At 59.7% G+C, this 24,105-nt stretch carries 19 protein-coding genes; 9 read left to right on the top strand and 10 right to left on the bottom strand.

Features of this window, described 5'->3' with window-relative positions; translation table 11 throughout:
• The first annotated feature begins 228 nt into the window (after positions 1–228).
• The 3 genes from H0921_RS16695 (at position 229) to H0921_RS16685 (ending at position 2,212) form a co-directional block, all read left to right on the top strand.
• Positions 229–834: an NADH-quinone oxidoreductase subunit I gene (locus tag H0921_RS16695; protein WP_194539664.1), complete on the top strand. Its 606-nt coding sequence runs from the start codon at positions 229–231 to the stop codon at positions 832–834.
• Between the two features lie 69 nt (positions 835–903).
• A complete protein-coding gene (locus H0921_RS16690) occupies positions 904–1,488 on the top strand; it encodes an NADH-quinone oxidoreductase subunit A (protein WP_194539663.1) in 585 nt (194 codons plus the stop codon).
• Between the two features lie 109 nt (positions 1,489–1,597).
• Positions 1,598–2,212 (top strand): NADH-quinone oxidoreductase subunit B, encoded by a 615-nt coding sequence (locus H0921_RS16685; protein ID WP_194539662.1) that lies wholly within the window; start codon positions 1,598–1,600, stop codon positions 2,210–2,212.
• A gap of 147 nt (positions 2,213–2,359) precedes the next feature.
• On the opposite strand, the gene H0921_RS16680 is transcribed toward H0921_RS16685, so the two are convergent.
• The 4 genes from H0921_RS16680 to H0921_RS16665 form a co-directional block, all read right to left on the bottom strand.
• Positions 2,360–2,809 (bottom strand): hypothetical protein, encoded by a 450-nt coding sequence (locus tag H0921_RS16680; protein WP_194539661.1) that lies wholly within the window; start codon positions 2,807–2,809, stop codon positions 2,360–2,362.
• Positions 2,810–2,855: 46 nt separating this feature from the next.
• On the bottom strand, positions 2,856–3,962 hold the full coding sequence (locus H0921_RS16675) for a DUF1559 domain-containing protein (RefSeq protein ID WP_194539660.1): 1,107 nt from the start codon (positions 3,960–3,962) through the stop codon (positions 2,856–2,858).
• 472 nt (positions 3,963–4,434) lie between these two features.
• A complete protein-coding gene (locus H0921_RS18045) occupies positions 4,435–5,175 on the bottom strand; it encodes a hypothetical protein (RefSeq protein ID WP_228499998.1) in 741 nt (246 codons plus the stop codon).
• A 495-nt stretch (positions 5,176–5,670) separates the two neighbouring features.
• Complete coding sequence (locus H0921_RS16665; RefSeq protein WP_194539659.1) at positions 5,671–6,630, bottom strand: DUF480 domain-containing protein; 960 nt, start codon at positions 6,628–6,630, stop codon at positions 5,671–5,673.
• A gap of 364 nt (positions 6,631–6,994) precedes the next feature.
• On the opposite strand from H0921_RS16665, the gene H0921_RS16660 reads away from it, so the two are divergent.
• From H0921_RS16660 to H0921_RS16650, 3 genes are all read left to right on the top strand, one after another.
• A complete protein-coding gene (locus tag H0921_RS16660) occupies positions 6,995–8,191 on the top strand; it encodes a prenyltransferase/squalene oxidase repeat-containing protein (RefSeq protein ID WP_194539658.1) in 1,197 nt (398 codons plus the stop codon).
• A 283-nt stretch (positions 8,192–8,474) separates the two neighbouring features.
• A complete protein-coding gene (locus tag H0921_RS16655; RefSeq protein WP_315851927.1) occupies positions 8,475–9,683 on the top strand; it encodes a M20 family metallopeptidase in 1,209 nt (402 codons plus the stop codon).
• 243 nt (positions 9,684–9,926) lie between these two features.
• Positions 9,927–10,715: an MBL fold metallo-hydrolase gene (locus tag H0921_RS16650; protein WP_194539657.1), complete on the top strand. Its 789-nt coding sequence runs from the start codon at positions 9,927–9,929 to the stop codon at positions 10,713–10,715.
• A 90-nt stretch (positions 10,716–10,805) separates the two neighbouring features.
• Here the strand turns inward: H0921_RS16650 and H0921_RS16645 are convergent, their stop codons facing one another.
• Both H0921_RS16645 and H0921_RS16640 read right to left on the bottom strand, forming a co-directional pair.
• Complete coding sequence (locus H0921_RS16645; protein ID WP_194539656.1) at positions 10,806–12,278, bottom strand: BRcat domain-containing protein; 1,473 nt, start codon at positions 12,276–12,278, stop codon at positions 10,806–10,808.
• Positions 12,279–12,424: 146 nt separating this feature from the next.
• Positions 12,425–13,912, bottom strand: a complete 1,488-nt coding sequence (locus H0921_RS16640; RefSeq protein ID WP_194539655.1) for a ribonuclease D — start codon at positions 13,910–13,912, stop codon at positions 12,425–12,427.
• A gap of 143 nt (positions 13,913–14,055) precedes the next feature.
• Here H0921_RS16640 and H0921_RS16635 point away from each other — a divergent pair, with 143 nt between their 5' ends.
• Positions 14,056–14,373, top strand: coding sequence for a hypothetical protein (locus H0921_RS16635; protein WP_228499995.1), 318 nt, complete (start codon positions 14,056–14,058; stop codon positions 14,371–14,373).
• 163 nt (positions 14,374–14,536) lie between these two features.
• Here H0921_RS16635 and H0921_RS16630 read toward each other — a convergent pair whose 3' ends face one another.
• The 4 genes from H0921_RS16630 to H0921_RS16615 form a co-directional block, all read right to left on the bottom strand.
• On the bottom strand, positions 14,537–15,310 hold the full coding sequence (locus tag H0921_RS16630; protein ID WP_194539654.1) for a TatD family hydrolase: 774 nt from the start codon (positions 15,308–15,310) through the stop codon (positions 14,537–14,539).
• A gap of 71 nt (positions 15,311–15,381) precedes the next feature.
• Positions 15,382–16,932 carry an NADH-quinone oxidoreductase subunit N gene (locus H0921_RS16625; RefSeq protein WP_194539653.1) on the bottom strand — a complete coding sequence of 517 codons (1,551 nt, stop codon included), beginning with the start codon at positions 16,930–16,932 and terminating at the stop codon, positions 15,382–15,384.
• Between the two features lie 59 nt (positions 16,933–16,991).
• Positions 16,992–18,167, bottom strand: a complete 1,176-nt coding sequence (locus tag H0921_RS16620) for a sugar phosphate isomerase/epimerase family protein (RefSeq protein ID WP_194539652.1) — start codon at positions 18,165–18,167, stop codon at positions 16,992–16,994.
• 422 nt (positions 18,168–18,589) lie between these two features.
• Positions 18,590–19,984: a S41 family peptidase gene (locus H0921_RS16615; RefSeq protein WP_194539651.1), complete on the bottom strand. Its 1,395-nt coding sequence runs from the start codon at positions 19,982–19,984 to the stop codon at positions 18,590–18,592.
• A gap of 335 nt (positions 19,985–20,319) precedes the next feature.
• Here H0921_RS16615 and H0921_RS16610 point away from each other — a divergent pair, with 335 nt between their 5' ends.
• Both H0921_RS16610 and H0921_RS18260 read left to right on the top strand, forming a co-directional pair.
• A complete protein-coding gene (locus H0921_RS16610) occupies positions 20,320–21,792 on the top strand; it encodes a TIGR03000 domain-containing protein (protein WP_194539650.1) in 1,473 nt (490 codons plus the stop codon).
• A 381-nt stretch (positions 21,793–22,173) separates the two neighbouring features.
• On the top strand, positions 22,174–23,793 hold the full coding sequence (locus tag H0921_RS18260) for an EF-hand domain-containing protein (RefSeq protein WP_194539649.1): 1,620 nt from the start codon (positions 22,174–22,176) through the stop codon (positions 23,791–23,793).
• Positions 23,794–24,105 lie beyond the last annotated feature (312 nt).

Below are 24,105 nucleotides of genomic sequence, written 5' to 3'. Positions count from 1 at the left end.
CTGGAGGAATGCGGATTTTCATCCTCGGAACCACCCGCTTGATACCCCCCGGCTTCCTGTGATCCCGCCGCGAGTTTTGCCTCATGCTGACGACAGAGCCGGTCCAAGGGGCTATGATGACATTAGGGCGGGTCTCGCTCCGCGTAAGGACAAGGCCAACGGCCAGCAGTTCCGGCGAAGGAGCATGCCCTGCTTGGGTCCAGCCCGGACTACCCTTGGAGAGGTTCTATGCGTACCTGGTTCCGCAATGTCGGCCTGGCCGTCAGCACCATTGCCCGCAGCATGTATGTCACGTTGCACACCTTTGTGCAGTCCTATGTCCGCCGCCCTTTCACGGCTTATTTTCAGTACCCCGAACGCCCGGTTCCCATTCGCCCGCGCTATCGGGGCTTTCATCGCTTCGATTTGACAACCTGCATCGGTTGTGACAAGTGTGCACGAGCCTGTCCCGTCGACTGCATCTATATTGAAAAGGAAAAAGCCCCACCCCCTCTGAAAGGCTTCGTGATCAAAGGGTTCAAGATCGATTACACCAAGTGCATGTTCTGCGCCCTGTGTGTGGACCCTTGCCCCGTCGACTGCTTGTTCATGAGTTCCACGTACGATCTGAGCACGTACAGCCGGGACGGTTGCATTGTCGATTTTGCCAAATTACCGCTGGATGTGGCTTGGGGCCAGGATACGCTCAACCCGACCGCAGTGCAGGAATCCAAGCGGATCACCTTGCCGGTGTGGACGAAGCAAGCGCCGGCAGCCAGCGGCACCCCTGCGGACGGTTCCACTTCCGAGGGGTCGGGAGGAAAGCCGGGAGCACCAAGCGAGGGACGCTCCTGAGGGTGGCGGATCAAGATAGCGAGGCGGCATCCATCCACGCCAAAGTATGATGGAGCGGAGGAATCTGCCATGCCGGAGGTGGTGCTGGTCGTTCTCATCTTCGTCAGCGTTGGGGCGGCCCTCTTGGGGTTGAATCTGCTCCTAGGCCGATTGATTCGCCCCGATCGCCCCAATCCCATGAAGACGCAGGTGTACGAATGCGGGGAGCAACCTGTGGGCAGCGCCTGGGTGCAGTTTGATCTGCGTTTTTACGTCGTGGCCCTGCTGTTTGTCGTGTTTGATGTCGAGATCGCCTTCTTTTTCCCCTGGGCAGTGATCTTTGGCAGTGCGCAGCGCGCGGCAGACCCAACGCTCCCCCTGGCCGAACGTCAGGCAGCCGCCCGTCAGTTGCAGCTTCACCCTCCTGAGCCAGAGGCCGTCTTGCCCACGGCGGATGCCTTGCAGCGGTTTGCCACCCTCGCCCTGGCGGATCTGGCCGTCTTTTTCGGCGTGCTCCTCGTGGGTTATGCCTACCTGTGGAGACGCGGCGATCTGTACTGGGTTCGCAGTACAGCGGCCCAGCAAACACCGGAGCCGACCTTGTCCCCCGCCTCCCCGCCTGTTGTCGCTACCTCAGCCGCTTCTCCTCAGGAGGTTAGTACTACCGCTGCCTGAAGAAACATCCCAACTGTTCCTACCTACAATTAATCGTAACTGCTAACGGTTGAATCCACGATGTTCTGGAAATCCCGGCCTGCACCGACCTTAACCGGAGTCCGCCATCATGGGCTTGCTTGAAGGACGTCTGGAAGACGGCTTGGTCGTTACCAGTCTGGAGTACGCCATCAATTGGGCGCGTGAGTCGAGTCTCTGGCCGTTGACCTTCGGCCTGGCCTGCTGCGCGATTGAGATGATGGCCACGGGCGCCCCGCGGTATGACATCGACCGTTTCGGTGCAGGAGCTTTCCGAGCCACTCCCCGGCAAGCGGACCTGATGATCGTGGCGGGAACCGTCAACATGAAGATGGCCGAGCGGGTCCGCCGCCTCTACGAGCAGATGCCGGACCCGAAGTTCGTCATCGCTATGGGAGCGTGCACCTGCGGCGGGGGACCGTATTACAAGTACGGTTACAACGTGGTCAAAGGCGTCGATCTGGTCGTTCCCGTGGACGTTTATGTGCCGGGCTGCCCCCCACGACCGGAGGCCCTGTTGGAAGGACTGATGCGGGTGCAAGACAAAATCCGCCGCATGAAAGAGTTTCACAAAAAAGGCCAAACAGGAGAGGAACTGATCCCTCAGCGGACGGGCCGCCCGCAGTTGCCCCCAGAACTAGCAGAACCTGCCAAAGCAGTTGAATTCCTCAAGGCCAATAAGGAGCGAGCCGTTCCTGTAAAGTGATCTTCCCTTCCCTGAACTCGGCCTCTCTTCCTCCGAACGCAGGAGCTTGAGGAAACATTGGCCAGCTAAAAACCCTTCCTGCCCAGCAGACTTTCCTTCTGAGCAACAAGGGCATTGCCAGCCGCTACAACCCTACGCTACGCGGGGTCACGGAGAACGGCCTGTTTTTGGTAAGGTCAGTTGTAGGTTTTCCGTCCCTTCGCGCACTTCGGCAATCAGCGACCCTTCCGCGGCTTCTCGACTGACATACTTGTAGAACTCTTTTTCCGCCTCGCGAGGGGGGAAGACCTGAACCATGTATTTGCCAATTTCAACGCCGGAACGACCGGAGACATGAATGGCTTGAAAGCTGCCGCCCGCCTCCACTGTCGCCGTGGCCGTTCCCGTTCGTCCCTCGGCTGGCTCAAACTTCAGGGTCGTCCCTGCGGGTAGGGGTTGGCCGTCAGAAAAGCGGATCGTACCACGCACCGGAACAATCGGCTTGCGTTCTCCCGCACATCCCACTGCTGCGAGCAATCCTGCCAGCAGTCCCATTCCCAGCATTCGACCCAGCGCCTTCGGAAGGGGTCGCTTGTCCGTCATGGCTCTGTTCGTCATGCTCTGTCCTCCGCCAGTGTCCAAGGCCATCTCTGGGAAGGGAAGTTCATTCTTCGTTGAAGATTTCACCGCCGTCGCGAGTGCTCAGAGAGTATACGGTCCGCAGGGAGATTGTATCGCGGAAGAAGCGCACACTGCCATCGGCCATGCAAGCATTGGCCCCGCCGCTGTGGAAGCTGAACCACTCGTTATTGGGACCACAGTCGTGATAAATCCAGGGACAAGTGGGCGGACCGCCACGGGGTGAAGGATTGTTATTGATGGTTTTGGAGCAGCCGGAGGTGTTGTCTGGCTCAGCCCAACGCCAGTGCCGCCGCCCATGGCCATCTACAGGGTCCAGATAAGAGTTGGGCGGAAAGCTGCCCGCCAGAGTGTACCAACTCGGATTGTAATCCGGGTGCATGGTCTCATTGCGGCCGGCATCCTCGTAAACGAGAATCGAATTGCTTGTTCCGTCGATACACATATTGAGCGTCGCCCCGCCACGGAAAGGATCGAATCCCATGGCTGCCAGTGCAGTCGAGGGCAGCAGTTGCAACGATTTTGAGGGGGACACGTCGGCAGCGGCCGGGGTATAAAACTGGTAAAAGTTACTCGGATAGGCTGAGGAGGACATAGCCGAGTTGAATCGTCCCGCCGGCAAGCCCGTCAGAGTGGACGCCGCCGTACTGATCTCCACGTACGGCAGGATTGCATAATCTGAAGCGGCATATCCCTCCGCATCGCGATCGTTCTGCCGCAAACTCTGGCTGGGGCACAAGTAAGTCTTAATGACCGCTCCAGGACCTTGACCCCCCGCCGCCAGCAAGGCATTGGGACCTTCATTGTAACGAAATTGCAAATTGAACTGACGATACACATTCTCCTGCTCAATGTACGGCAGAATCATTGTTAACGGACTGTGTAAACATTGTGTTTTGTAAACCACACCTCCGATGGTTACCAGATGCTCGCCCGAACGGGGGAACCGTCCTTGAGCCGAGTGGAAATTGTGGATCGCCAAACCGATCTGCTTGAGATTGTTCTGGCACGTCATGCGTGCGGCGGCTTCCCGCACTTTTTGCACCGCCGGCAGCAACAGGCCGATCAGGATTGCGATAATCGCAATCACCACCAGCAACTCGATCAGGGTAAAACCACGGCGACTCTGCACGTCTGTCTCCCCCTAAAAGCGAACCACTCAGGCCACTTACCTTCTCCAGGACCACCCTGGATTGGAGTAGCCCCATCAAGTTAGGCTGGTATTCGCTGGAACGTCACTCCAACAGCAATACCGCCCAGTAATCTTGACTTTGTTTATTTACTGCACAGGCAAATGTCTGAAGTGAAATTCATGTGAAATTACCAAGAGCTTTATCTTCACTTTCTCTGATAGTAATTTCACAGTAATAACACAAAAAATTCATCACTCGGTACTGCTCCACGTGGAACTCCTTGGATCAACACGGGGGTTCTGACCACCGTAAATCGGGAACTACTCTGGCATTCCGATGTCTGGGACTGGAATAGCGTTGTGATTGTTTGAAACCAGAACCAGGCGATGATCGGGTAGAGGGGGAATAGTCTGACGCTCGCCGATGGAATGTGGACCGACCGTTCGGATCGGAAGGGAGAACGCTCCGCCTTCAGGAGCGGGTGGGTGGACGCCCTTTACGCCTTTCCGGCTCCAGGAGCCACTCCAAGACCCAGCATCCCCGAATGTGAGGGTGTTTGCCGCGCAGGTGCTGCAAAGTGACGGCACACTGGCATCCCGCTTCCTCCAGAGCGTCGGCGAGAATGAGGAAGTCAAGGCGATCGCAGGAATCGTAGGCTTTCTGAGCCAGTCGCCGGACAGTCTCCGTTCGCCATGGGACAGGAATCCAGCGGCGGGCAGCGACATCAGGCGGTGCAAAGACATCCCGGAGCAACTCGACCGAATGATACTCGGCGGGAATTCGCCGGAAGGGCGGAGTCCGGGGATTGTAAGGGGCAAAGATCAACTCCGCATAAATCTGCCATTCCTCATGAGGAATATCGCGGGTCAGGAAGAGATGGTTAGGCAGGCTCCATCCTCCCCCCACTAGCCGCTGGGCCAACCGATTGACACGTTCCGCCTCCCCACGGGCATGAATCAACTCTTCGGCCAACGGATAAAGCTGGTCGCGGAGAGCCGTGTCGACGTTCCACGGATGATAGAGCCGCTCGCCTAACACGAGGAGCGCCTGGCACACTCCCGGCAGGACATACCATGCTCGACGGCCACAGGCCAGATAATACAGCCGTGATGAGCGCGGCTGGGGTTCCGTACTATCCATCCCGCGCATCGGGAAGAGGTATTCCAACAATTCGTAGGGATCCGTGGACCGATTCCATCGCTGGCTATCCATGATGCCGCATCCCCGGCATGTGCCCGAATACCAGAAACTGCACCTACGCTCCAATCCCTGTTTTACCGTGTCTCAGAACCTCAATCAATTTTCTATTTCACCTCTCCAGGCCACACGAGACAATCTCAGTTGCCTGCCGCAATTCCTCAGCTCCGCTCCCTTCTCAGCAACTAGCCGCGCCCCCTCACCCGGCATGATGCCTTTCCATCACACCGAAAACACAGGATCAAGCTAACAAAACCTTAGCATTGAAAATCTGGACATGACGGAGCAACTCCATCCGACTTGGCCTCTCCGCAGCTCAGACTCGATGCATTCACTCTTTTGGCAGAAAAAACGATAGGACCAGCAACCTCGTCCTGTCTCGTCATCTTCACGCAACTGCGCACTGGCGACGAAGGCAGTAACGGGCGGGCGGCACTGTCCGGCGTTTCCACCGCACTATCCCGACCGCACTCTTCCGACGGAGAAAGTCGAGTGAGAAAGCCGTTCAGTTCAGACGGAGGAAGTGGAGTGAGAAGCGGTATCTGGAGCGGCTGCCCCGCCACTTTGGCCCAATAGCGCTTCGAGGCGTTCGACCCGGCGTTGCAATTCCTGGACTGCCGCCGTCAAAGTTTCCAATTGCTCCTGGAGCGCAGGCCGCGCCATGCGTGTTTTTCCGACGGTGCTAGCAAGTTCGGATGCAGCCGGGGATGGCACGGTACGGTCCGGCGGCCCGCCTTCCTGGTCCGCTTCCTCGGCTGCCACGGTTTGAGACAGTCGAGCCAACTCCTCCGGCGTGTGAAAGCCGTGAGTGACCACTGCGCCACGGCGTTGCGGAGGGGTCAGGAACACGACCAGCCGCCGTTGAGCCAGTCGTTGCAATATCCCATCCAGCTCTTCTGCATTGGAGATTCGGTCCATCCGGGAAGCCCGCGCTCGCAATAAACCCCGGCTTTGTGCTCCCCGCAGCAGCAATTCTGCCAAAACGGCGAGTTCCTTGCCATCGGGTGTCCATTTCTCATAGAGCTTGTGGCGGTAGTGCGTGACTCGTCCACCCTGCACCGCTTCCACGAGGTCCTTGCGGATGAGTTCTTCCAGGGTCGCTTCCACTTCCTCTTCCGTCACATGCATCACTGGGTCGCGGTTGTCCTTTTGATTGCAACCCAGCACCAGGCTGTTCAATGACAGGGGATAAGCATAGGAAAGTGTTTTCTGCTTCTCGACGAGAACGCCGAGAATACGCCGTTCCAGGGGAGTGAGTGGCTCCCAGGAAGGCGGAGCCGGGACAGTTGAAGCCGGCGCCGCTGCCTCTGCTTCAGTGGAGGCTGGATGTGAAGCTTCCGCCGCCGACTGGCCCTCTGACCCCGCTGGGGAAGCGGCCGATGAGTGCCCGGATGACCCCGCCGACGGGGACGGTTCAGCCGTTGGATCAGGCTCGCTCCATTCCAGGGGGAGGCGATTCGGTTCTGTCATTTGGGATACTCCTACCGTGTTTGCATCGATCTAGTTTGCCCCTGGGTGCCGCCACGCTTACCCTCTCGCAGTGGTCTTATTCCCCCATATTCCGCATCGGATAGTTTAGGCGATACAATATCTTTCGGTAGTACCGCCTCATTAAGAACCGCTCTCCGGACTCAACGGGAACCGTTCTCCGGAGTGGAGTTGTTACCTTCCCGCCTGAACAAGGTTGTTATAGCAACTGGCAGTGAGTCGTTATATATTCCGAACGCTGAGCGGGTGAAAGGCGGCTGGCCCCGTTTAGCCGGTTGGTTCTGCCTGTGATGTTCGTCCGAGCCGGCCAAGTGGGGCGCTTGAAACACCCGAGGAGGGCAAGGACATGCGTGGGCAGTCCGGGACCAGTGTGAGGGGTCGAGGCAAGAGATGGGCGTGGGTCGGTTTGGCAGCATTAGTCGGGCTGAGCTTAGGCCCTGTGGCGGCACAACCGCAACCTGCGACCAAGGACAAGGAGGCCGACCTGGACAAACGGGTGGAAGCCGCTGTGGAGCGCGGCCTGGAATGGCTCAAGCGCACCCAAGCGCGCGATGGCTCCTGGTCCGCTCAAGGGGGACAATACCGCGTCGCCATGACCGCACTGGCGGGAATGGCCTTCCTGATGGAGGGAAGCAACCTCAAGGAAGGGAAGTATTCCGACCAGTTGCAAAAGGCGATGGAGTGGTTCCTCTCCCCCGCCCGGCTCCAAGCCAATGGCCTGATCGGTGATGCAGCGGGCGGAAACTTCGGCAGTTACATGCACGGCCACGGATACGCTCTAATGTTCCTGGCTTGCTTATATGGGGAAGAAGAAGACCCAGAACAGCGGGCGCGGCTTGAGCGGGCCATCAAAAAGGCGGTCGATTTCACCTGTAAGGCCCAAACCAGCAAGCGGCATCGCAAGCCGGAGGGGAAAGAGGTCGAGGTCGGCGGCTGGGGCTACGTCAGCGCCACGGAACGCAATAATTTCGACGAAGGCTCCGTCACCGTGACGCAATTGCAGGCTCTGCGCGCCGCCCGCAACGCCGGCATTGCGGTTCCCAAAGAAGCGATCGATAAAGCCGTGGCTTATCTGGAAGCCTGTACTACACCCAAGGGGGGCATCATCTACAGCTACGCCAACTCCGGCGGCGTGGCGATGGCCGGCCAGGAGCGGCCCCCGCTGACCTGCGCCGCCGTCACCTGCGGTTTCAGCGCGGGCCAATACAATAGCGAACTGGCGAAAAAATGGATCAAGTTCTGCAAAGATCACATTCCCATCGCCCAAGGCCGCCAAGCCCATGACGAATACCAAAGCTACTACTTCGCGCAGATGGTCTATATCCTCGGAGATGACCGCTACGGGCAACTCTTCCCCAACGAGCCGAAAGAAAACTGGCTGACCTGGAGCAAATACAAGAAAGCGGTCTTCCCCTATCTCCTCGAACAGCAATCGAACGATGGCTCCTGGACCAGCGGCTACATTGGCCCCGTCTTTACCACTTCCGTCAATCTGGCCATTCTGCAACTGGAAAAAGGCATCTTGCCTCTCTACCAACGTTGAGGTCGAGGCAGGGACAGGCCTTGACCCCAGGGCACAGCGGTTTTTCCAAGTTAGGGTGGAGAAATACCCCAAGCGGCGATAGCCCGGCGGCGGGCTGCCTCTGATTTTGGGAACCCTCTGCATTCGCTGGACTGGGTTGGCCGATTATTTTCCTTGACTGCAAGCCTATGGAAAACACCCCCAAGTCCTGCTACCCTTTATGTACCTTGCCGCTGTCGCCCGCATAGCCTTGCTGCCGGGCGTCCGGGCAACTTAGCAGGATGAGCCTGTCGGGGGTATTTGCGTGATTTTGACGTTGCCTCCCTTGCCGGAACTGCTCGCGGAACTCGTGCGTCGACCCTCGGTCAATCCGATGGGCCGCTCAGATTTGCCTGCGGATATTCTCTATGAGCATCGAGTGACAGACTATGTAGCTCATCTGCTCCAAGGGCTGAATTGCATCGTAGAACGGCAAACCGTGCAACCGGGCCGGGATAACTTGCTGGCCCACTACGATCCGGGGCATCCCGCTCCCTGCCATCTCCTGTTCGAGGCCCATCAGGACACCGTGCCTGTCGATGGGATGACGATTGAGCCATTTGCCGCCCAGCGAGAGGGCAACCGGCTGTATGGACGCGGGGCGTGTGATGTCAAGGCAGGGCTGGCCGTTATGCTGGCCGCGTTTGTCCGACTGGTCCGGGAACGTCCCGCAGGGTCAGCCCGCGTCACCCTGGCCTTGACCGTCGATGAGGAGCACAGCTTTCTGGGAGTCCAAGCCCTGGTCCGTTCCGGTTTCCGGCAAGGCCGGCCACACGTGGCGATCGTCGCCGAACCAACCCGGCTCCACATCGTCTCGGCTCACAAAGGCGTGATCCGCTGGACCTTGGAGACAACAGGCCGGGCCTGCCATAGCTCGCGCCCGGAAGACGGCATCAATGCCATTTATCGGATGAGTCGCATCCTGCTAGCCCTGGAACAATACGCCGAGCGATTGCGCCAGCGTCCTGCCGACCCGCTGCTGGGACCACGAACCTTGGCCGTGGGACGGATCCAAGGCGGAGTCTCGCCCAATACCATCCCGGACTTCTGCCGCATCGAGATTGATCGGCGGCTCATTCCCGGCGAGACGGTGGCCGAAGCCGAAGCCGACCTGCTCGCCTGGCTGCGACACGCAGTCGGAACGGATGTTCCGTTCACTTTACAAACCGCTCATTCTCCTTGCCCGCCGCTGTCGCCGCAAGCCTCGATGGAATGGGTGGAGCGCTTCGGACAGATCATCGACGCGGTGGTCGGACATCATACGGTCCAGGCGGTCCCTTTCGGCACCGATGCCGCCACATTGTCTCAAGCTGGCATCCCTGCCATCGTTTTCGGACCCGGCGATATTGCCCAGGCCCATACGCGCGACGAGTGGATCGACCTGGACCAACTCGAACCTGCCGCCGAGATACTGTACCGCTTCGCCACTCAGGCCGAGGCCCTATCTAAAACCCTATCCGCCGCCCGAACATAAAACCCGTTGACATAGGACCACCATGATCCGACGCTGTCATTCCTCCTGAAAGATAATCGAGGTTCGGATTCGATTCCAGCGAGGGTGGACGTGCTAGCCGATCTTTGGCTCCAGCAGGGTCGAGGACCAGGCGGAGCAACGCAGTAGCAGCCGATGAGGTTGAGGCGGAAATGTGGTTGAAGCCAACGGTCAGGTACCTAACATCACTATAGCTGTCATCTCGGCAGGGGGAGTCGGTCCGGTATGCTGGAACGCAAGTATATTTTTCCAGGTGTTATCGAGCTGAACTTGCAAGCTGGGCGGTCGTTCGGCGTCAACCTTTATTTGCTGGATGGAGGTCAGGAGTGGCTTTTGCTCGACATCGGGGAAGAAGAAACCCTCGATGAGGTGATCGAACTGATCCGAGCCTTGGATTTCCCACTGTCAAAGTGCAAGATGATCGTGGCGACGCATGCCGATGTGGATCACGTCCAGGCGTTGGCCCGGGCGCGGGAGCGCCTGCGGACTCGAACGGCAGCCCATCCCCGTGCGGCGGCGGCCATCGAAGCCGGGGATGCTGTTGAAACCTATGCCCATATCTCGGCCCAGAATTTCCATGTGCCCATGCCCCCGTGCAAGATCGACATCAAACTTCAGGAGGGAGACGTGATCCGGGTGGGCAAGCTCCGTCTGCATGTGTGGCACACCCCCGGCCACACACCAGGACAACTCAGCTTCAAACTCGGTTCCCTGCTCTTCAGCGGAGATAACATCTACAGGGATAGCTGCGTGGGAGTCATCGATGCCCATCATGGCTCCCACATTCCCGATTTCATCCGCTCTCTGGAACGCATTCGAGACGACGACGCCGAGTTCCTGCTCCCCAGTCACGGCCCCATCTTCCGTAAAGATCGGGCTATTATCCAGCGGGCCATCGATCGCCTCCAGCAATACCAGTACATGGCCGATTTCGGCACCTGTGCCGTCCGCTGGCCGCTGCAAGAAGAATGGGAACAAATCATTCTTTCCGGGCAGTGGCCGCCGCAATGGTAGCTCGGTTCATTCCTACACGAGACCGCCCAGCTTATCGGAACTTGCTCGCTCTGTTGGCCTTTGCCCTCCACGTTCCGAAGATGGGCGTCTCTATTGGCCGCCGCCTTCGGCCCGGAGGGTACTGGCGATCTGGATCATCATCTGTTCCAAGGCGAGACGGTCATTCCAGTTGCACCAGACGTGCATCGCCACGACCCGGCCATCCGCCACTCGCACTGCGGAAAGTACATGTAAACGGTTCTGATCGAGAGCATTCTTCACCGTGCTGCGTAATCGCAGGATGGGAGCAGCAGTCTCAATGCCGCCAACGGGGGGTTCGCCTTCGGGTGGTTCGGTCCGTTCCTGAAACTCCACCTTCAAGTCCGGATTGGCGGCGCGTAGCTCCTGCCTCCGGCTGTCTTCGACGTACTCGCGGGCCACCTGAAGCGGTTCTCCGCCTCCCGGCAATACATAAACCAGGAGGAACGCCTCCTTGGGCAGATCGCGGCGCTGGCCAGGAGCATGCAGCTTGAGGCTCAGATATTTGTCCGCTTGGGGATCGCGGGCTTTGATCGTTTCCTCATCGGTTTCTTCCTTCCACATCTGAGCCAGGTCGGAGAAACTGTAGCCCACTTCGAGATTTTTGTAAGGCACAGCAGAGGGTAAGGTGGGTTGCCAGTTGTCCCGCAGTCCGAGGGAGCGGCACCGGGATCGCCAGTGAGCAAATTCCGGCTTCACTTGTTCGTAAGCGGCCTCGCTGGTCCAGCCGATGAACCAGTATGCGACTCCTTGGTGTGCTGCATAATAGGCTTGACCGCTGATGACCGACTGATCATCCCGTGCTTGGGCACGGAAACGATAGCCTTTCAGATCCAAACCCATCCACTTCTGATCCTGTTCTTCCGGAGGCATCAGCGTGAGTGTGTCGGCTTCCACAATTCGACGGAGCAAGCGCCGCAAAATCTCCTCCAGCTCATCGAAACGCGGATTGCGCTTGTCGAAGTTGCGGGCTGCCAGGAGGACAACCGCTGCGGGTTCCTCCCGTTGATACGCCGCAAACACGGGCGATCCCAACTGAGCACGCAGATCGTCGGCCGGTACCCAAGGCTCGCCCAGGGGTGTCAGAGCGAGATTGAAATCGCGGTAATGCAAGGCGCTGTCCGTCCGGCGCGTCTGATTCAAATTGAGATTGTAATAAACGGCGTAACCTGCCAGGCCGATGGCCCCCAACACCAGCAGAGTTAGAAGGGATGTTTTCAGCCAATCCACGGAACGGCGGGGTGTGTTTGCCGCATCAAGAGGCGAAACGATCACATTTGCAGGCACCGGCCCCGAAGAAACGGCCGCTGGTGGCGGAGCGATAACAGGCGATCCCCCTGGAGCAGGGGCGGGAAAATTCGCCGACGAAGGACCGCCGCCAGGTACCGCAGGATTGACTCCCGTCTGCGGAGCGGTCGACGGCAAAGGCCCCAGGGCAAAACGCATAGTACATCGCGGACAAACCAGTACCATCCCGGCTGGCAAGCCAGTGGCATCAAAGACATACGAGCAACTCGGATTGGGACATTTGAGCAACTGACTCATATGCGACTCCGCGGAACAGCAAGCGGCGGACTTATGGCAATGCAGACTCTCTTAGAGCCATCCGGGCTAGCATTCCCTCCTTTGTTTCGGGGAGTCCGTAGTATGTAGCTACACCGGAACAAAACTCGTCTCTCCCGCGTCCTGGCTCAGCTCGGTGTTCTACGTGATGATGGAGAAACGGTAACTTCCTCAGAGGATGCTACAGAACCAACGGGAAGAGAGGAAGATACCCCATCCCCCGGCACCGACGTCAGGGGGAGTCGGATATCGTCCTCTGGCGTAGAAGCATCCGGCGATGTCGAACAACGATGGACCGGGATGGGTGTCGTATCTGCCGCCGCGTCCGAAGAGGGAAACCCTGGACCATCAGCATCCGCTAGAGGCGCGAGTGAATGCTGGGGAGTAGGGGCAGGGTGAGGAAAGGGGAGACCAGTGGGATCGTCCCAAGCGATGATTCGCAAGGGAAAGCCGTGGGAGCGATGCGGATTGACCGCCACCCAGCGCCGCCCTTCCAGCACGGCCTGGAGTTCGGGCAGAAGGGCTTGGGCACGCCAACCGCGGAATAAAGGCATTTCTGGAGCTGGCCGCCGCGCCAGTTGATAGTAAGCGAAGGCTTTCAGGTCCGCAGGCGTGGCTGCCAGATTGCTGGCCACCTGGTGGCGGGAGCACCATTCATGCAGGACAATCTGCAAAAGCTGACTGACGGCAACCACTTCGGCGGTTTCATGGATGCGCGGCGTGGGTGCAGGACAAGCCGCCGGTGGCAGAGCCAAAGCCTGCTGAATCACTTCCAGAATCTCCGCCACGGCATTCTGCGGCACGCCTCGCAACGAAGCGAGTTCCTTGCGGCAGCGGGGTTTGAGCCGAGCGATCCGCACGAGCAAATGATCCGATAACACGTGCCGGGAGGGACGATTCCATCGCTGGCTCCACTCCTCCCGCCACTGGTACAGCTCTTTCACGATGGCCAAGCCCTGCCGATCCAAGCGGCCCAGCCCTTTGACCCGCCGCCAGTTCTCCGCTCCCTGATCCTCGGCCAAGGCGCGCTGAACCAACGCGGCAAACTCCTCCTCCGCCCAGCTTTCCCGCTGCTGCTGCTGAAGCCGTCCCTGCAACAGAACATACGCCGGCAACAAATACCGCACGTCATCGAAGGCATAACGCAATTGGGACTGGGTGAGCGGGCGCTGGCGCCAATTGCTCAGCGTCAGCTCCTTATTCATCGCGACCCCAAAGAGTTCTTCGACCAGCTTGCCATAGCCCAAAGGATAATCCAGACCTGATAGGCCAGCAGCGAGCTGAATGTCGAAAATACGGGCCGGCGGTTGCTGAGCATGATGCTGGCAGATGCGTATGTCTTCTTTGCCGGCGTGAACCACCACCAAACGGCGTGGGTCCTGCAATAGCTCCCACAGACCCTCCAGCCGCCCCACAGCGTATGGGTCGATTACATAGAGGGTTTCCGGCGTGGCGATCTGAACCAGACACAATTCCGGCCGATGCCGGCCTTCCCCAACAAACTCGGTATCCAGACCCACGACACTGGCTTGAGCCAAATGCTCCCGACAAGCCGACCACTCCCGTGCATTGGTAACCATCACTTCGGACGGCTTGAGGTTCAGTTGCAGCGCCACGGGTCGTCTCGCATTGGGTTCGCTGAGGATTCCTGCCCCCTTCCACACCCCCCTCATTACCATAATAATTGTAAACCAATGTTCGTTGGCCGATACAGCCTTTTGAGCTTTTTCGTTCCCTGGCGTTGGCGCGAAGGACCACCATGAACGCGGATATTCCTCGGCCCCAATCGCCCTCGGTTCCTCCGATGGCTTCCATGCTCGACGAACTCCTCGATGCCAAAGTCGTGATCGACCTGGTCAGTCCCTACGTCTGCCTCGGGCGCCTGGTCCGTTACGACGAGTATTACATCGAGGTCCGAAATGCCGACTTGCACGATCTGCGGGACACGGACACCACCCGTGAAAATTACATCGCGGAGTCGGTCGCCACAGGGATCAAGCGCAACCGCAAGCGCGTGTTGATCCGCCGCAGTGAGGTTGTGGCCATCTCCCGCCTGGAAGATGTCGTCGATGAATGACGGTCCATCCTTGCCAGATACTTCCCCCCCAGAGAAACTTGAGTGGTACGAGCGAGGGTCTAACCTCTCTAATGTCTGGGGAAGGTCGATCCATCCCTTTGCTTTGTTTCCGGCGCCACAGCCGCATCTTCCCCTGGTCCCAGTCAAACGCCGCTCCTGCTCATCAGATGCCGAAGAGGGCACGGGCATTGGCTGTGGTGACCTCCGCGAGTTGTTCGCAGGTCAGTCCCCTCAGGCTGGCGATCTGTTGGGCCGTGTGAACCAGAAAGGCGGGTTCATTCCGGCGCCCCCGCACCGGTTGGGGAGGCAAATAGGGGGAGTCGGTTTCCAAAAGCAACCGCTCCAGCGGTACTTCTGGTACAACCTGCCGCAAGGAGTCCGCCTTCGGGTAGGTCACCATCCCCGCGAAGGAGATATGCAGTCCCATCTCCCAGCAGTTTTGAGCGGTGATGCGATCGCCACTAAAGGCATGCATAATCCCGCGGATCGGACCATGCCGGTCATACTCTTGACGGAGGAGACGCACGACCTGTTCCTGAGCTTCCCGGCAATGGATCACCACAGGCTTACCCAAGCGACGGGCCAAATCCAGGTGATATTGAAAGTAAGTTTCTTGAACGGGAAGCGGAGTATCCTTCCAGTAACGATCCAGCCCGGTTTCCCCGATGGCCACAACGCGCGGTTCCCGCTCGGCCAACCGGACGACGTCATCCCAATCTCCTGGCTGGACCGCCTGCAAATAATTCGGATGCAGCCCTACTGCAGCCCAAACCTGCGGATATTTCTGGGCGAGTTGGACCGCCGTATGATTGCTCTCCCGGTCGATCCCCAGGCAGAGAATGCGGCTAACCCCCGCGGTGCTGGCCCGTTCCAAAACGGTAGGTAAATCCGGCTGAAACCGCTCATCGAACAGGTGGGTATGGGTGTCAAAAAACATGATCCTTCACGGCCCGATCATTCGGCTAGCCAGAGGCATCATTTCCTTTTGGCCAGCCAGAGACCCCCTTGTCAAACAAACATCTGGGCTGCTATCTGACACAAGCGGATCAGCGGAGACCAGTAAACCCCCAGCAGGAAAACCGCTGCACCGAGCAAAAGCAGATAGACGGTTCCGGCGAAGGAGGGTGTCTGCTGAACCGAACTGGCTTCCCCTCGGACAGGCAGCGGTTCGTCGAAAGTCATCCAACGGATAATGCGGAGGTAGTAATAGGCGCTACAGACGGTGTTGGCCAAGGCGAGAGCCAGGAGGACATACCAACCAGTTGCTAGGAACGGTGCGGTGGCCGGGGCGGACTGCCCCGCTTCGTAAACTGCCAAGAAGAGCTGGAACTTTGCGGCGAAACCCACCAGCGGCGGCAAGCCCAACAGCGAGGCGGCAAAAATCGCCAGCGCTACAGCCGGCAGAGGATGGCGGAAGACCAAGCCGCGGATTCCTTCCAAATCCAATCGGCCCGTGGCTTGCCGGACCCAGGCCACACTGGCGAAAGCGCCGAGATTCATCAGCACATATGCCATCAGGTAATACAACACCGCTTGCAACGCTACTGGGGTCATGACAGCGATGCCCAGCAGAATGTAGCCGGCATGGGCAATCGTGGAGTAGGCGAGCAGCCGCTGGAGATGGGTCTGCCCGAAGGCGGCGAGGTTGCCCACGGTCATGCTCAAGGCGGCGACGACTCCCAGAGGCAATCCCACCGTCATGGGAAGCTGGCTGGCATCCGGTTGTAACTGCTGAAGAGAGTGAACCAGGCGGAGCAGCACCGTCGCTGTGGCAGCCTTGGACACTGTTCCCAGAAAGGCGGCCACCTCGGCGGCTGCCCCCTCAAACACGTCCGGACACCAGAAGTGGAACGGCACCACCGACAGCTTAAAGCCCAAACCGATGAAGAGCAGCGCCGCCCCCGCCGCAACCGGCAAGTCGATCCCGCGACGCGTGATCCCATCCAGAATGTTGGGCAAATAGCCGGTACCGAACACACCGCACAGCAAGGTGATTCCGTAAAGCATCAGGCCGCTGGCCGCCGCTCCGAAGATGGCGAATTTGAGCGCTGCTTCACTGCCCCGGCGCCACAGCTTCGGAAAGCCCGCTAAGGCATACGAAGGCACCCCTGCCATCTCCACCGCGATGAATAACATCAGCAGATGATGGGCCTGGACCATGAGCATCAAGCCCAGGGTGCTGCCGAACAAGAGCACCTGCAGGTCCACAGCATCCCACGGTTCGCTTAAGTTCGACCAACGGGTGAGCAGGATCACCAGCAGGCTGCCGCCCAGTAGGACCAGCCTCATGACGCCGCCCAAGGGGTCAGCCAGCAGCATCCCCTGGAATATGCTTCCTGCATAAGCTTCTTCGCTGACCTGATATGCCGCCAGCAGCAAGGCCACGACCACGAAAGCCGCGGCGGTCGTGGCACTGGTATGACGTTCTCCCCCCGGCAGAAGGCGTAAAAAGAGGAGTGTGATGATCCCCGCGCAGAGCACCAACTCCGGCACAAACTGCAGCAAGCTGCTGCCGAGCGACCAGGTCAAGGCATCCAACTGGGCCGGAGTCGGGAACATAGGGATCACCGCCAGCAGGAGGGAAACGGAAGACCGGCTGCGACAGAGAAGAGCCAGGATCAGCCTTTGAGCATTTCGTCATGCCGCATGCCCGAAGGCGGAAGATCGGCCCGCCGGCAATTGGCTAGCGCTGCCTTGGCTCCCGCAAGCTGATGGGCATCGTTGTCTTCCCATTCGATCGAAACTGCGCCATCGTAGCCCACACGGTTCAATTCGATGAAAATCTCCTCAACGCTGTTGGCATCGCGGGCACTGCCTGCCGTCACAAAGTTCCAGCCGTTGGCCCAGTGACCCATCGGGCGATGGCCGCCCAACAGCCCCGCCCGGCAATGCTCCCGCGCCACCCACACTCCCTTGATATGGGCACAATGGATGAAGTCTGCAAACTCCCGGATGAATTGAATTACTGACACGTTCTGCCATTCCATATGCGAGCCGTCGAGGTTGAAGCCGACGACGCCTTCATACCCCGCCTTGCACATGTAGTTGATGTAATCACTGGCGCTTTCCAGGTCCCCCATGGCGCGCTCGCTGGGATGGCATTCCAAATCAAAGGTCACCCCGTACTGCTTGCACAGATCCCAGACCGGCCCGAAGCGTTCCACCAGCAATTCCAGAGACACCTGACGGACATCCGGTATCTTGTACCCTTCCATCTCCGTGGGTAAAGGCGGGAACAGGAACCAATGGCTCCAACAATGGGCGGGGCTACCGACAAAGCCCGGCAAGGCCACCTTACGATTTTGCAGGCGGGAGAGGTGGCCGGCATAGCGCACGCAGGCCAGCAAGTCCCGTTGGGCTTCCTCGTGGATCAGCTTGCCCACTTCCGGCGGCACGTAATAGGGATCGGTACGCGGGGGCTGATTTCCCGCCTGCCGCCAGGCCCGGTAGGCCGCCCGTGCCTGACCCTTGCTGGAACAGAAGTTGAGCGTTTTGACGCTCGGTTCATCCCCCAACGCCTGGCCTTGCAGATGCACCGCTACAGTAAAAATTTCCAAGCCATACTGCCGGGCCAAAGCCACCCGCTCCTCGGCATACGCCTTCGCTCCCTCGTCGGTATCACAGCGGCGCAAATCCAATTCCCAGGACGCCTCTTCCCAACCGTCGAAGCCGGTCTCCGCAATAAACTTCAACCACTCCGGCTCCGGAATGTTTCCGAACTGACCCCGGACCAGGCCGATCTGGTGATAGCTCCCCTTCCCGTTCTTGTGTTGCGGTGTCTGGCGGAAACCCATGGCTTATTCTCCGGGAAAGTCACGGAATGATTCCAAGAGTGGGTTCTGGTTCGCAGCCGCCCGCGCCTCACCCCGAACGACGCGGTTGATCCCACGCAGGCCCAACCCTGGTCCAGCTAAGCTGGACACCCTGTAGCTATCGCAGACTTTACAACCCCGCGGCATGGCAGGCAAGCGGCCAGTTTCGCACGTCCGGCCAGACCGGGGAGCACACCGGCGATAACTTCTCGACTCGACTGCCGGTTTCCGCCACATCTCCTCTTTCTGCCGATCTACCCCCGGCGTCGCATCCTAGCGAGAATCCGCTCGATGCCGCAAACAGCGCGACGTGCAAACGGCACCCGCTCCACTCCTCCTGTGCCGCTCGTTCAGGTCCCGGCGGGTCTGGGCGGAGAATGTTGGAAGCTGTCCGCTGCATTGTCTTAGCGGCGGAGCTGGGCGCGGAGATATTCCAAGGCGCGCAGCAGGGGGCGATCCTGGAACGGTTGGCTTTCATCCCAGAGCGGCTTGCCGTTTTTCTGGGGCACAGGAACGGGAAACGGCGGCGGCTGCGGACCGACGACGTCGGGCCGACCAGGCACAAAGCGGAGTTTTTCCATTTCGTATTCGTAGCGGATTTTTTCCTCGGTGGTTGTGGCCACCTCCAGGTCTTTGTCAGGATGGACGCCCCATTCATCGGGCCGCTCGCGAGGCGCCGAGGGACGATCGATATTTTTGCCGCTGGGCCGCCAGTAGGTTTGCGTGGTCAGTTTGACAGCCGTTTTCTGATCCGGAGGCAAACGGAAAACGCTTTGAACACTTCCTTTGCCGAAACTCCGTTCACCACAGATGGCAGCGCGATGATGGTCCTGCAAGGCGGCGGCCACGATTTCACTGGCGCTGGCGGAACGATTATTGATCAGGACCACGATCGGCTTCTGATCCGCAGGGAGAAACAGGGTGCCAGACTTGCGGGCTTTGAAAACCTTTTCTCCTCCCTGGCGATCACGAGTCGTGACGATCACGCCTTCTTCGAGGAACAGGTCCGCGACTTCAATGGCTTGGGTGAGCAGTCCGCCGGGATTGTCGCGCAGGTCCAGGATTAGCCCGCGCGCACCCGCGGCTTCGATCTCTTCAACGGCAGCCCGCACCTCAGAGCCAGTGCGGACGTTGAACTGCTGCACCCGGATCAAAGCAATTTTGTGGGGGGCATCCACGAACCATTCCCATTTCAAGGGGTCTTCCGGGCGGCGCGCCACTCCCGCAACCGTATGCAGCTCTACCCGCCGGCGGATCAAAGTCACAGTGAACTCCGGCGGTTGTCGCCCTGGCCGGCGAATGGTCAAGCTAACTGAAGTGCCCGGTTCTCCCATGATTCGCTTCTGCGTCTGCTCGCTGCTCCAGCCCTCGGTAGGTTCCCCATCCACCGCCACAATCAGGTCGCCCGTCATCAATCCCGCCTCGTAGGCCGGAGTGCCGAGCATCGGGTACTCCACGCGCGGCAACTGCGTCTTCTCATCCCGCACGAACCGAACTCCAATCCCTCCGAAGCTTCCTTCACTCTCAGACTCGAACAGTTGCAACTGGCGGGCGTTGAAATACTGGGAGTTGGGATCGAGGCTGTGCAACCCGCCGTTGATCATGTTTTCGACAAGTTGCTGCCATTCGTCGTCTGACAGCTCCCGCACGTAATGGGCGTCGACTTCGGCCAGGACAGCGGCGATCTGGCGGATCAACTGGTAATCCCGATCCGGCGGCGGTGCTGTTGCTCCCAAAGCCAGCATCAGAACCACCAGACCGGGAATCACCAGAACCCAGAAGAGATTGCGCAAGGGCATGGCTGGTTCCCTTCGTCACTGGGCCACTGTAGCAAGACGCGGAGCATTCTCCCAGAGCACGGAACATTCTCCGGGACTGGCATAGCAACACCGCTCCAGAAATACCAGAGCGGTACTGCCCTTCCGCCAGAAATAGCCGAGCGGTACCACCCTCCCGGATGTTGTCACGATTCTACCGATTGTACCCAGGGCGCCTAAGAAACGGAAAGGACACAAAGGCGATCGAAACAAGTTGTAAAGAATTCCTCAAGCCACTTTGACCGCTTTTGGCGGCGCCTTTACCTTGCCAATAGCGAGGCGTTGCAACTTACCCAGACTTCCTGGAGCACGCAGCCATGTACAGTCTGGTTTTGATGTCAGCTTGGGCAACACTTCCTGAGGCGCCGGGATTCCACGGCTTTTTCCGCGACCTTTGGGCACGCTGGAGTACAGCAGGATGCCAGGGAATGTCCGCGGCCCCACGGTACGGCTGTGAGGGAGGGTGTCGCGGCAGGGTCTTTGCGGGGGGGTGCAGCGGTGCCGCCTATAGCGTCGGTTGTTATGGAACTTCATACCCTGCCGGCTGCAACGGCTGCCAGGGTGAAGGCTTGTTGGCACGCCTGCGTCGTATCTTTGACCGCAGCGGTTGCCAGGGAGCTTCTTACTCCGCTGCGTGCTACGGTTGCTATGGTTCGTTCAGCTACGGCTGCTGGGGATCAGCCTATCCTACCGGAGGCTATGGTTCCGCCGCTCTCGCTTGTTACGGTAGTCCGAGCTTGCAATACACTCCAACGTTCAACGGCGGCACCTCCTGCCAAGGAGGATTGATTCCGTTGGCTCCACCGCCCCAGTTCGATACGCCTGGCGGCGCCGCGCCACTGCCGAGTGTTCCTCCTCCTACGATCCCGTATGCTCCGCCCGAGGCGGCTCCGCCTCCGGGTTCTGCTCGCGGGGGTCCCGCAATCTCCCCATCGGCTGGTTTTCCGGCAGTTCCCACCGCAATGGCTTCTGCTGGCCAGCGCGGAACAGTGGTCGTTCGCCTGCCGGCCGATGCCCGGCTCTTTGCAGAAAATCGACAACTGCGGCAAACCGGTGCAGAGCGTACTTTTATCACTCCGCCGCTTCCCCCGGAGCGCGAGTACACTTATCGCTTCCGTGTGGAATATGAGCGACAGGGGGAAACAGTCAGCATCAGCCGGCTCGTCAAAGTCCGCCCAGGTGAGACGGTGCAAGTCACTTTCACCGATCTGACAGCCCGCAATGCTTCCGAGGGCGAGGTTCGATCCCTCGAGCATCTAGCGGGTAGTCCCCCGGCACCGGACAAGCCTCGTAGCCCCACACCTACCCGTTCGGAGGGGACTACTGCTACTTCTACCAGCGGAGAGAAGGAGCCGCCCGCTCATTCCCAACCCGCCACTTCGCCTCACTCTGATCCCTCTTCCCAACAGCAACGATCCGGCCCGGAGCCGGGAAAGACGGCCAGCCAGCCGTCGGGCGCACCTGCCAGCAGTACTACGGCCCATTTCGGCCAGCCCGCGGCATTCTCGCAGCCGGCAACCTCTCTCTCGCGAAATTCCACCACAGCCTCCGCCACGCTGATCGTCAAACTGCCTGCGGGTGCCACACTGTTTGTCAACGACCAACCCCTGCCTTCCAGTCCGCAAACCGTTCGCCGCTTCCGCACTCCGCCGCTCCCGGTCGGGCAAGAGTACGCCTATTTGCTCCGGGTGGAATATGTCCGCAACGGTCAACGTGAATCCCTCACGCAAAAGGTTCCCTTCCGCCCCGGCGAGCAAATCGAATTGGACCTGACCCACAGCGGTCCATGATCCGTGCGCCGCCTCTCTACGGCCATCTTTCCCGCCCTTCTGGCTGCTCCTGGCTATCCACCTGGATCTGTCCTCCCGGATCGCGGTAACAAAGGACGTGATCTTGCCGGAGACGCTCGCAGTATCACTGGGGCATTTACTCCTAGAGAACCCCATCCTCCTCCCATCTTGCCCCCGACCGCATCCCTAACGGCCACCGCGGGTTCCACTGCTCCCTCCAGTGGAATAGCATGATATGAAAATATGATCACTGATAAAATGATTTCCGAATTTCTGAGAACGGCATGAGACTTGCGCAACAAGGGCGTGACAACTTCGCCGCAGGTCCGTTATGATCTATGGAAGAGGGAGCTATCCGTGCCTTCGGCTGGGGAAATCATCATGCGGTGGATCAGTGCGTTTTCTATCTTCGCTCTGGCAACAGGCCTGGTGCTTATCAGCTCCGAGGCCGCCGCGCAATTCCAATTCCCCGGCGGCAGGAAAGGACGTTGGGAGAAAGGTACCTTTCCCCCCAGCGGTGGGGGATTTCAACCTGGCGGTGGTTTCCAGCCCGGCGGCGGATTTCCTTCCGGCGGTGGATTCCAGCCAGGCAGCGGATTCCCCTCCGGCAACGGGTTCCAGCCGGGCAGCGGATTCCCCTCCGGGGAATGGAAAGGCAAAAAAGGCAAAGGGGGTGATCGCGGCGCGTGGGGCAGCGGTTTTCCTTCGAGCAGTGGTTTCCCCTCCGGTGGAGGTTACCAACCCGGCAGCTTCGGTAGCGGACCTCCCGGTAGCTTCGGAGGCGGACCTCCGGGTGCCTTCGGCGGCCCAAGCACATCATGGAATGGCCCAACCAGCTTTCCGACTCCTCCAGGAGCTGGCCCCTCCGCCCCCCTGAGCGGCACCGATGGCCGCGGCGGTCCCCCCGCTGGGTTTGGCGGTCCGGCCGGCGGCTTTGGCGGCGGACCTCCCGGTAGCTTCGGAGGCGGACCCAACGGCTTGGGGAATGGTGGACCTGCTGGCGGCTTCGGTGGCGGACCTCCCGGTAGCTTCGGAGGCGGACCCCCTGGCGGCATGATGCGCGGAATGGACCCCGAACGGCTTTGGGAAGTCCTCAAACAGCAAACCGGCAGCTCAGGAGACACGATTGACTTGAGCAAGCTGCCCGAATCCGTGCGCCGGATGAATCGGATGATGGCCGAACGCTTCGGAACCGAACCGCTCCCCGAAAGCGGCATCATGACTAAGGAGCAATTCATCAGCCTCAGCCAACGGAACATGCAGCGCATGGCTGGAGGAGGCATGGGAATGGCGGGTCCAGGCGGTAGCGGATTTGGCGGCGGACCACCTCCTTGGGGCGAACGCAACGGAGGACGCGAGCGTGACTCCGGCGGCGATCGCGGCGGCAATGGCTGGGGCGGCTTCGGCGGCGGGCCCCCACCTTGGGCGGGTGGCTCCTCAAGCTGGGGCAACCCCGACAATCCCCAAGACCCCCGCAACCGCAATCGGGATGGCCGCGCGACTCAGGAAGAAGCGAAACCCGTCGCCCTCCGTTACGGCAAGCTCCCCAACGGACTGCCGGACTGGTTCGAGAGCGATGATACCAACAAAGACGGCCAAGTGTCCCTCCACGAGTGGATCAAAGCTGGCAAGTCGATGGAAGAGTTTCTGGAGATGGACCTCAATCGGGATGGCCTGTTGACCGCCGATGAACTGCTCCGCTATCGCCGCCTCAAAGAGGAAGAGGCCCGGATCACGGCGATCATGGAAGGCACACCACCGTCGCTTGCCGGAGGCGGAAGTTTCGGAGGCGGGCGCGGTGGACGAGGGGGCGGGCCTCCTACTGGCGGTTTCCGCCCCGGTTCAACTTCCCCGCAGGAACCGGCCATGACCGTCCGCTTGCCTGGCTCCTCACCGGACGATTCCGCGAGCAACAATAACTCCTCCCGCAACGGCGGCAACGAGCGCAATGAGCGGACCAGTGGACGGCCCAATCCCTTCCAGAACGGTGGTCGGCGCTGAACCGGGAGCAAACGGGGGATAGACGGCCCCATTGGCATCCACCCTGAATTGAACCCGTGCCGCTCTGAACCCCACCAAGCTTGAACCGAACCCGCCCAAGCGCGCTGGAATCCTCCTTGCAATCCTTACAATAGGCCGGTGAGGTAGGTACCTCAGACGATAAGGCCCCAATCTTCTACCTCTTGGTCCCTTAGCTTGATGCCGACTGAGAGGCGGGCAGGCTTTACCTTGCAGCTTTCCAGCGTGACCATGGCAAGAAGCATCTGGGAAGTCTCACCCCCTTAGGATTGTCAGATCAGGATCACAAGAACG

Origin of the sequence: Thermogemmata fonticola (genome assembly GCF_013694095.1) — a bacterium.
GTDB lineage: Bacteria > Planctomycetota > Planctomycetia > Gemmatales > Gemmataceae > Thermogemmata > Thermogemmata fonticola.
Note: the sequence above shows the minus strand (reverse complement) of the source record. Positions and strands in the feature narration are given on the sequence as shown.

Coding starts and splice junctions, on each gene's coding strand:
- H0921_RS16690 (WP_194539663.1), top strand. CDS start 904: ATGCCGGAGGTGGTGCTGGTCGTTCTCATCTTCGTCAGCGTTGGGGCG.
- H0921_RS16615 (WP_194539651.1), bottom strand. CDS start 19,984: ATGCCCTTGCGCAATCTCTTCTGGGTTCTGGTGATTCCCGGTCTGGTG.
- H0921_RS16685 (WP_194539662.1), top strand. CDS start 1,598: ATGGGCTTGCTTGAAGGACGTCTGGAAGACGGCTTGGTCGTTACCAGT.
- H0921_RS16665 (WP_194539659.1), bottom strand. CDS start 6,630: ATGACAGAACCGAATCGCCTCCCCCTGGAATGGAGCGAGCCTGATCCA.
- H0921_RS18045 (WP_228499998.1), bottom strand. CDS start 5,175: ATGGATAGCCAGCGATGGAATCGGTCCACGGATCCCTACGAATTGTTG.
- H0921_RS16680 (WP_194539661.1), bottom strand. CDS start 2,809: ATGACGAACAGAGCCATGACGGACAAGCGACCCCTTCCGAAGGCGCTG.
- H0921_RS16620 (WP_194539652.1), bottom strand. CDS start 18,167: ATGGGTTTCCGCCAGACACCGCAACACAAGAACGGGAAGGGGAGCTAT.
- H0921_RS16650 (WP_194539657.1), top strand. CDS start 9,927: ATGCTGGAACGCAAGTATATTTTTCCAGGTGTTATCGAGCTGAACTTG.
- H0921_RS16635 (WP_228499995.1), top strand. CDS start 14,056: ATGAACGCGGATATTCCTCGGCCCCAATCGCCCTCGGTTCCTCCGATG.
- H0921_RS16610 (WP_194539650.1), top strand. CDS start 20,320: ATGTACAGTCTGGTTTTGATGTCAGCTTGGGCAACACTTCCTGAGGCG.
- H0921_RS16695 (WP_194539664.1), top strand. CDS start 229: ATGCGTACCTGGTTCCGCAATGTCGGCCTGGCCGTCAGCACCATTGCC.
- H0921_RS16660 (WP_194539658.1), top strand. CDS start 6,995: ATGCGTGGGCAGTCCGGGACCAGTGTGAGGGGTCGAGGCAAGAGATGG.
- H0921_RS16630 (WP_194539654.1), bottom strand. CDS start 15,310: ATGTTTTTTGACACCCATACCCACCTGTTCGATGAGCGGTTTCAGCCG.
- H0921_RS18260 (WP_194539649.1), top strand. CDS start 22,174: ATGCGGTGGATCAGTGCGTTTTCTATCTTCGCTCTGGCAACAGGCCTG.
- H0921_RS16625 (WP_194539653.1), bottom strand. CDS start 16,932: ATGTTCCCGACTCCGGCCCAGTTGGATGCCTTGACCTGGTCGCTCGGC.
- H0921_RS16645 (WP_194539656.1), bottom strand. CDS start 12,278: ATGAGTCAGTTGCTCAAATGTCCCAATCCGAGTTGCTCGTATGTCTTT.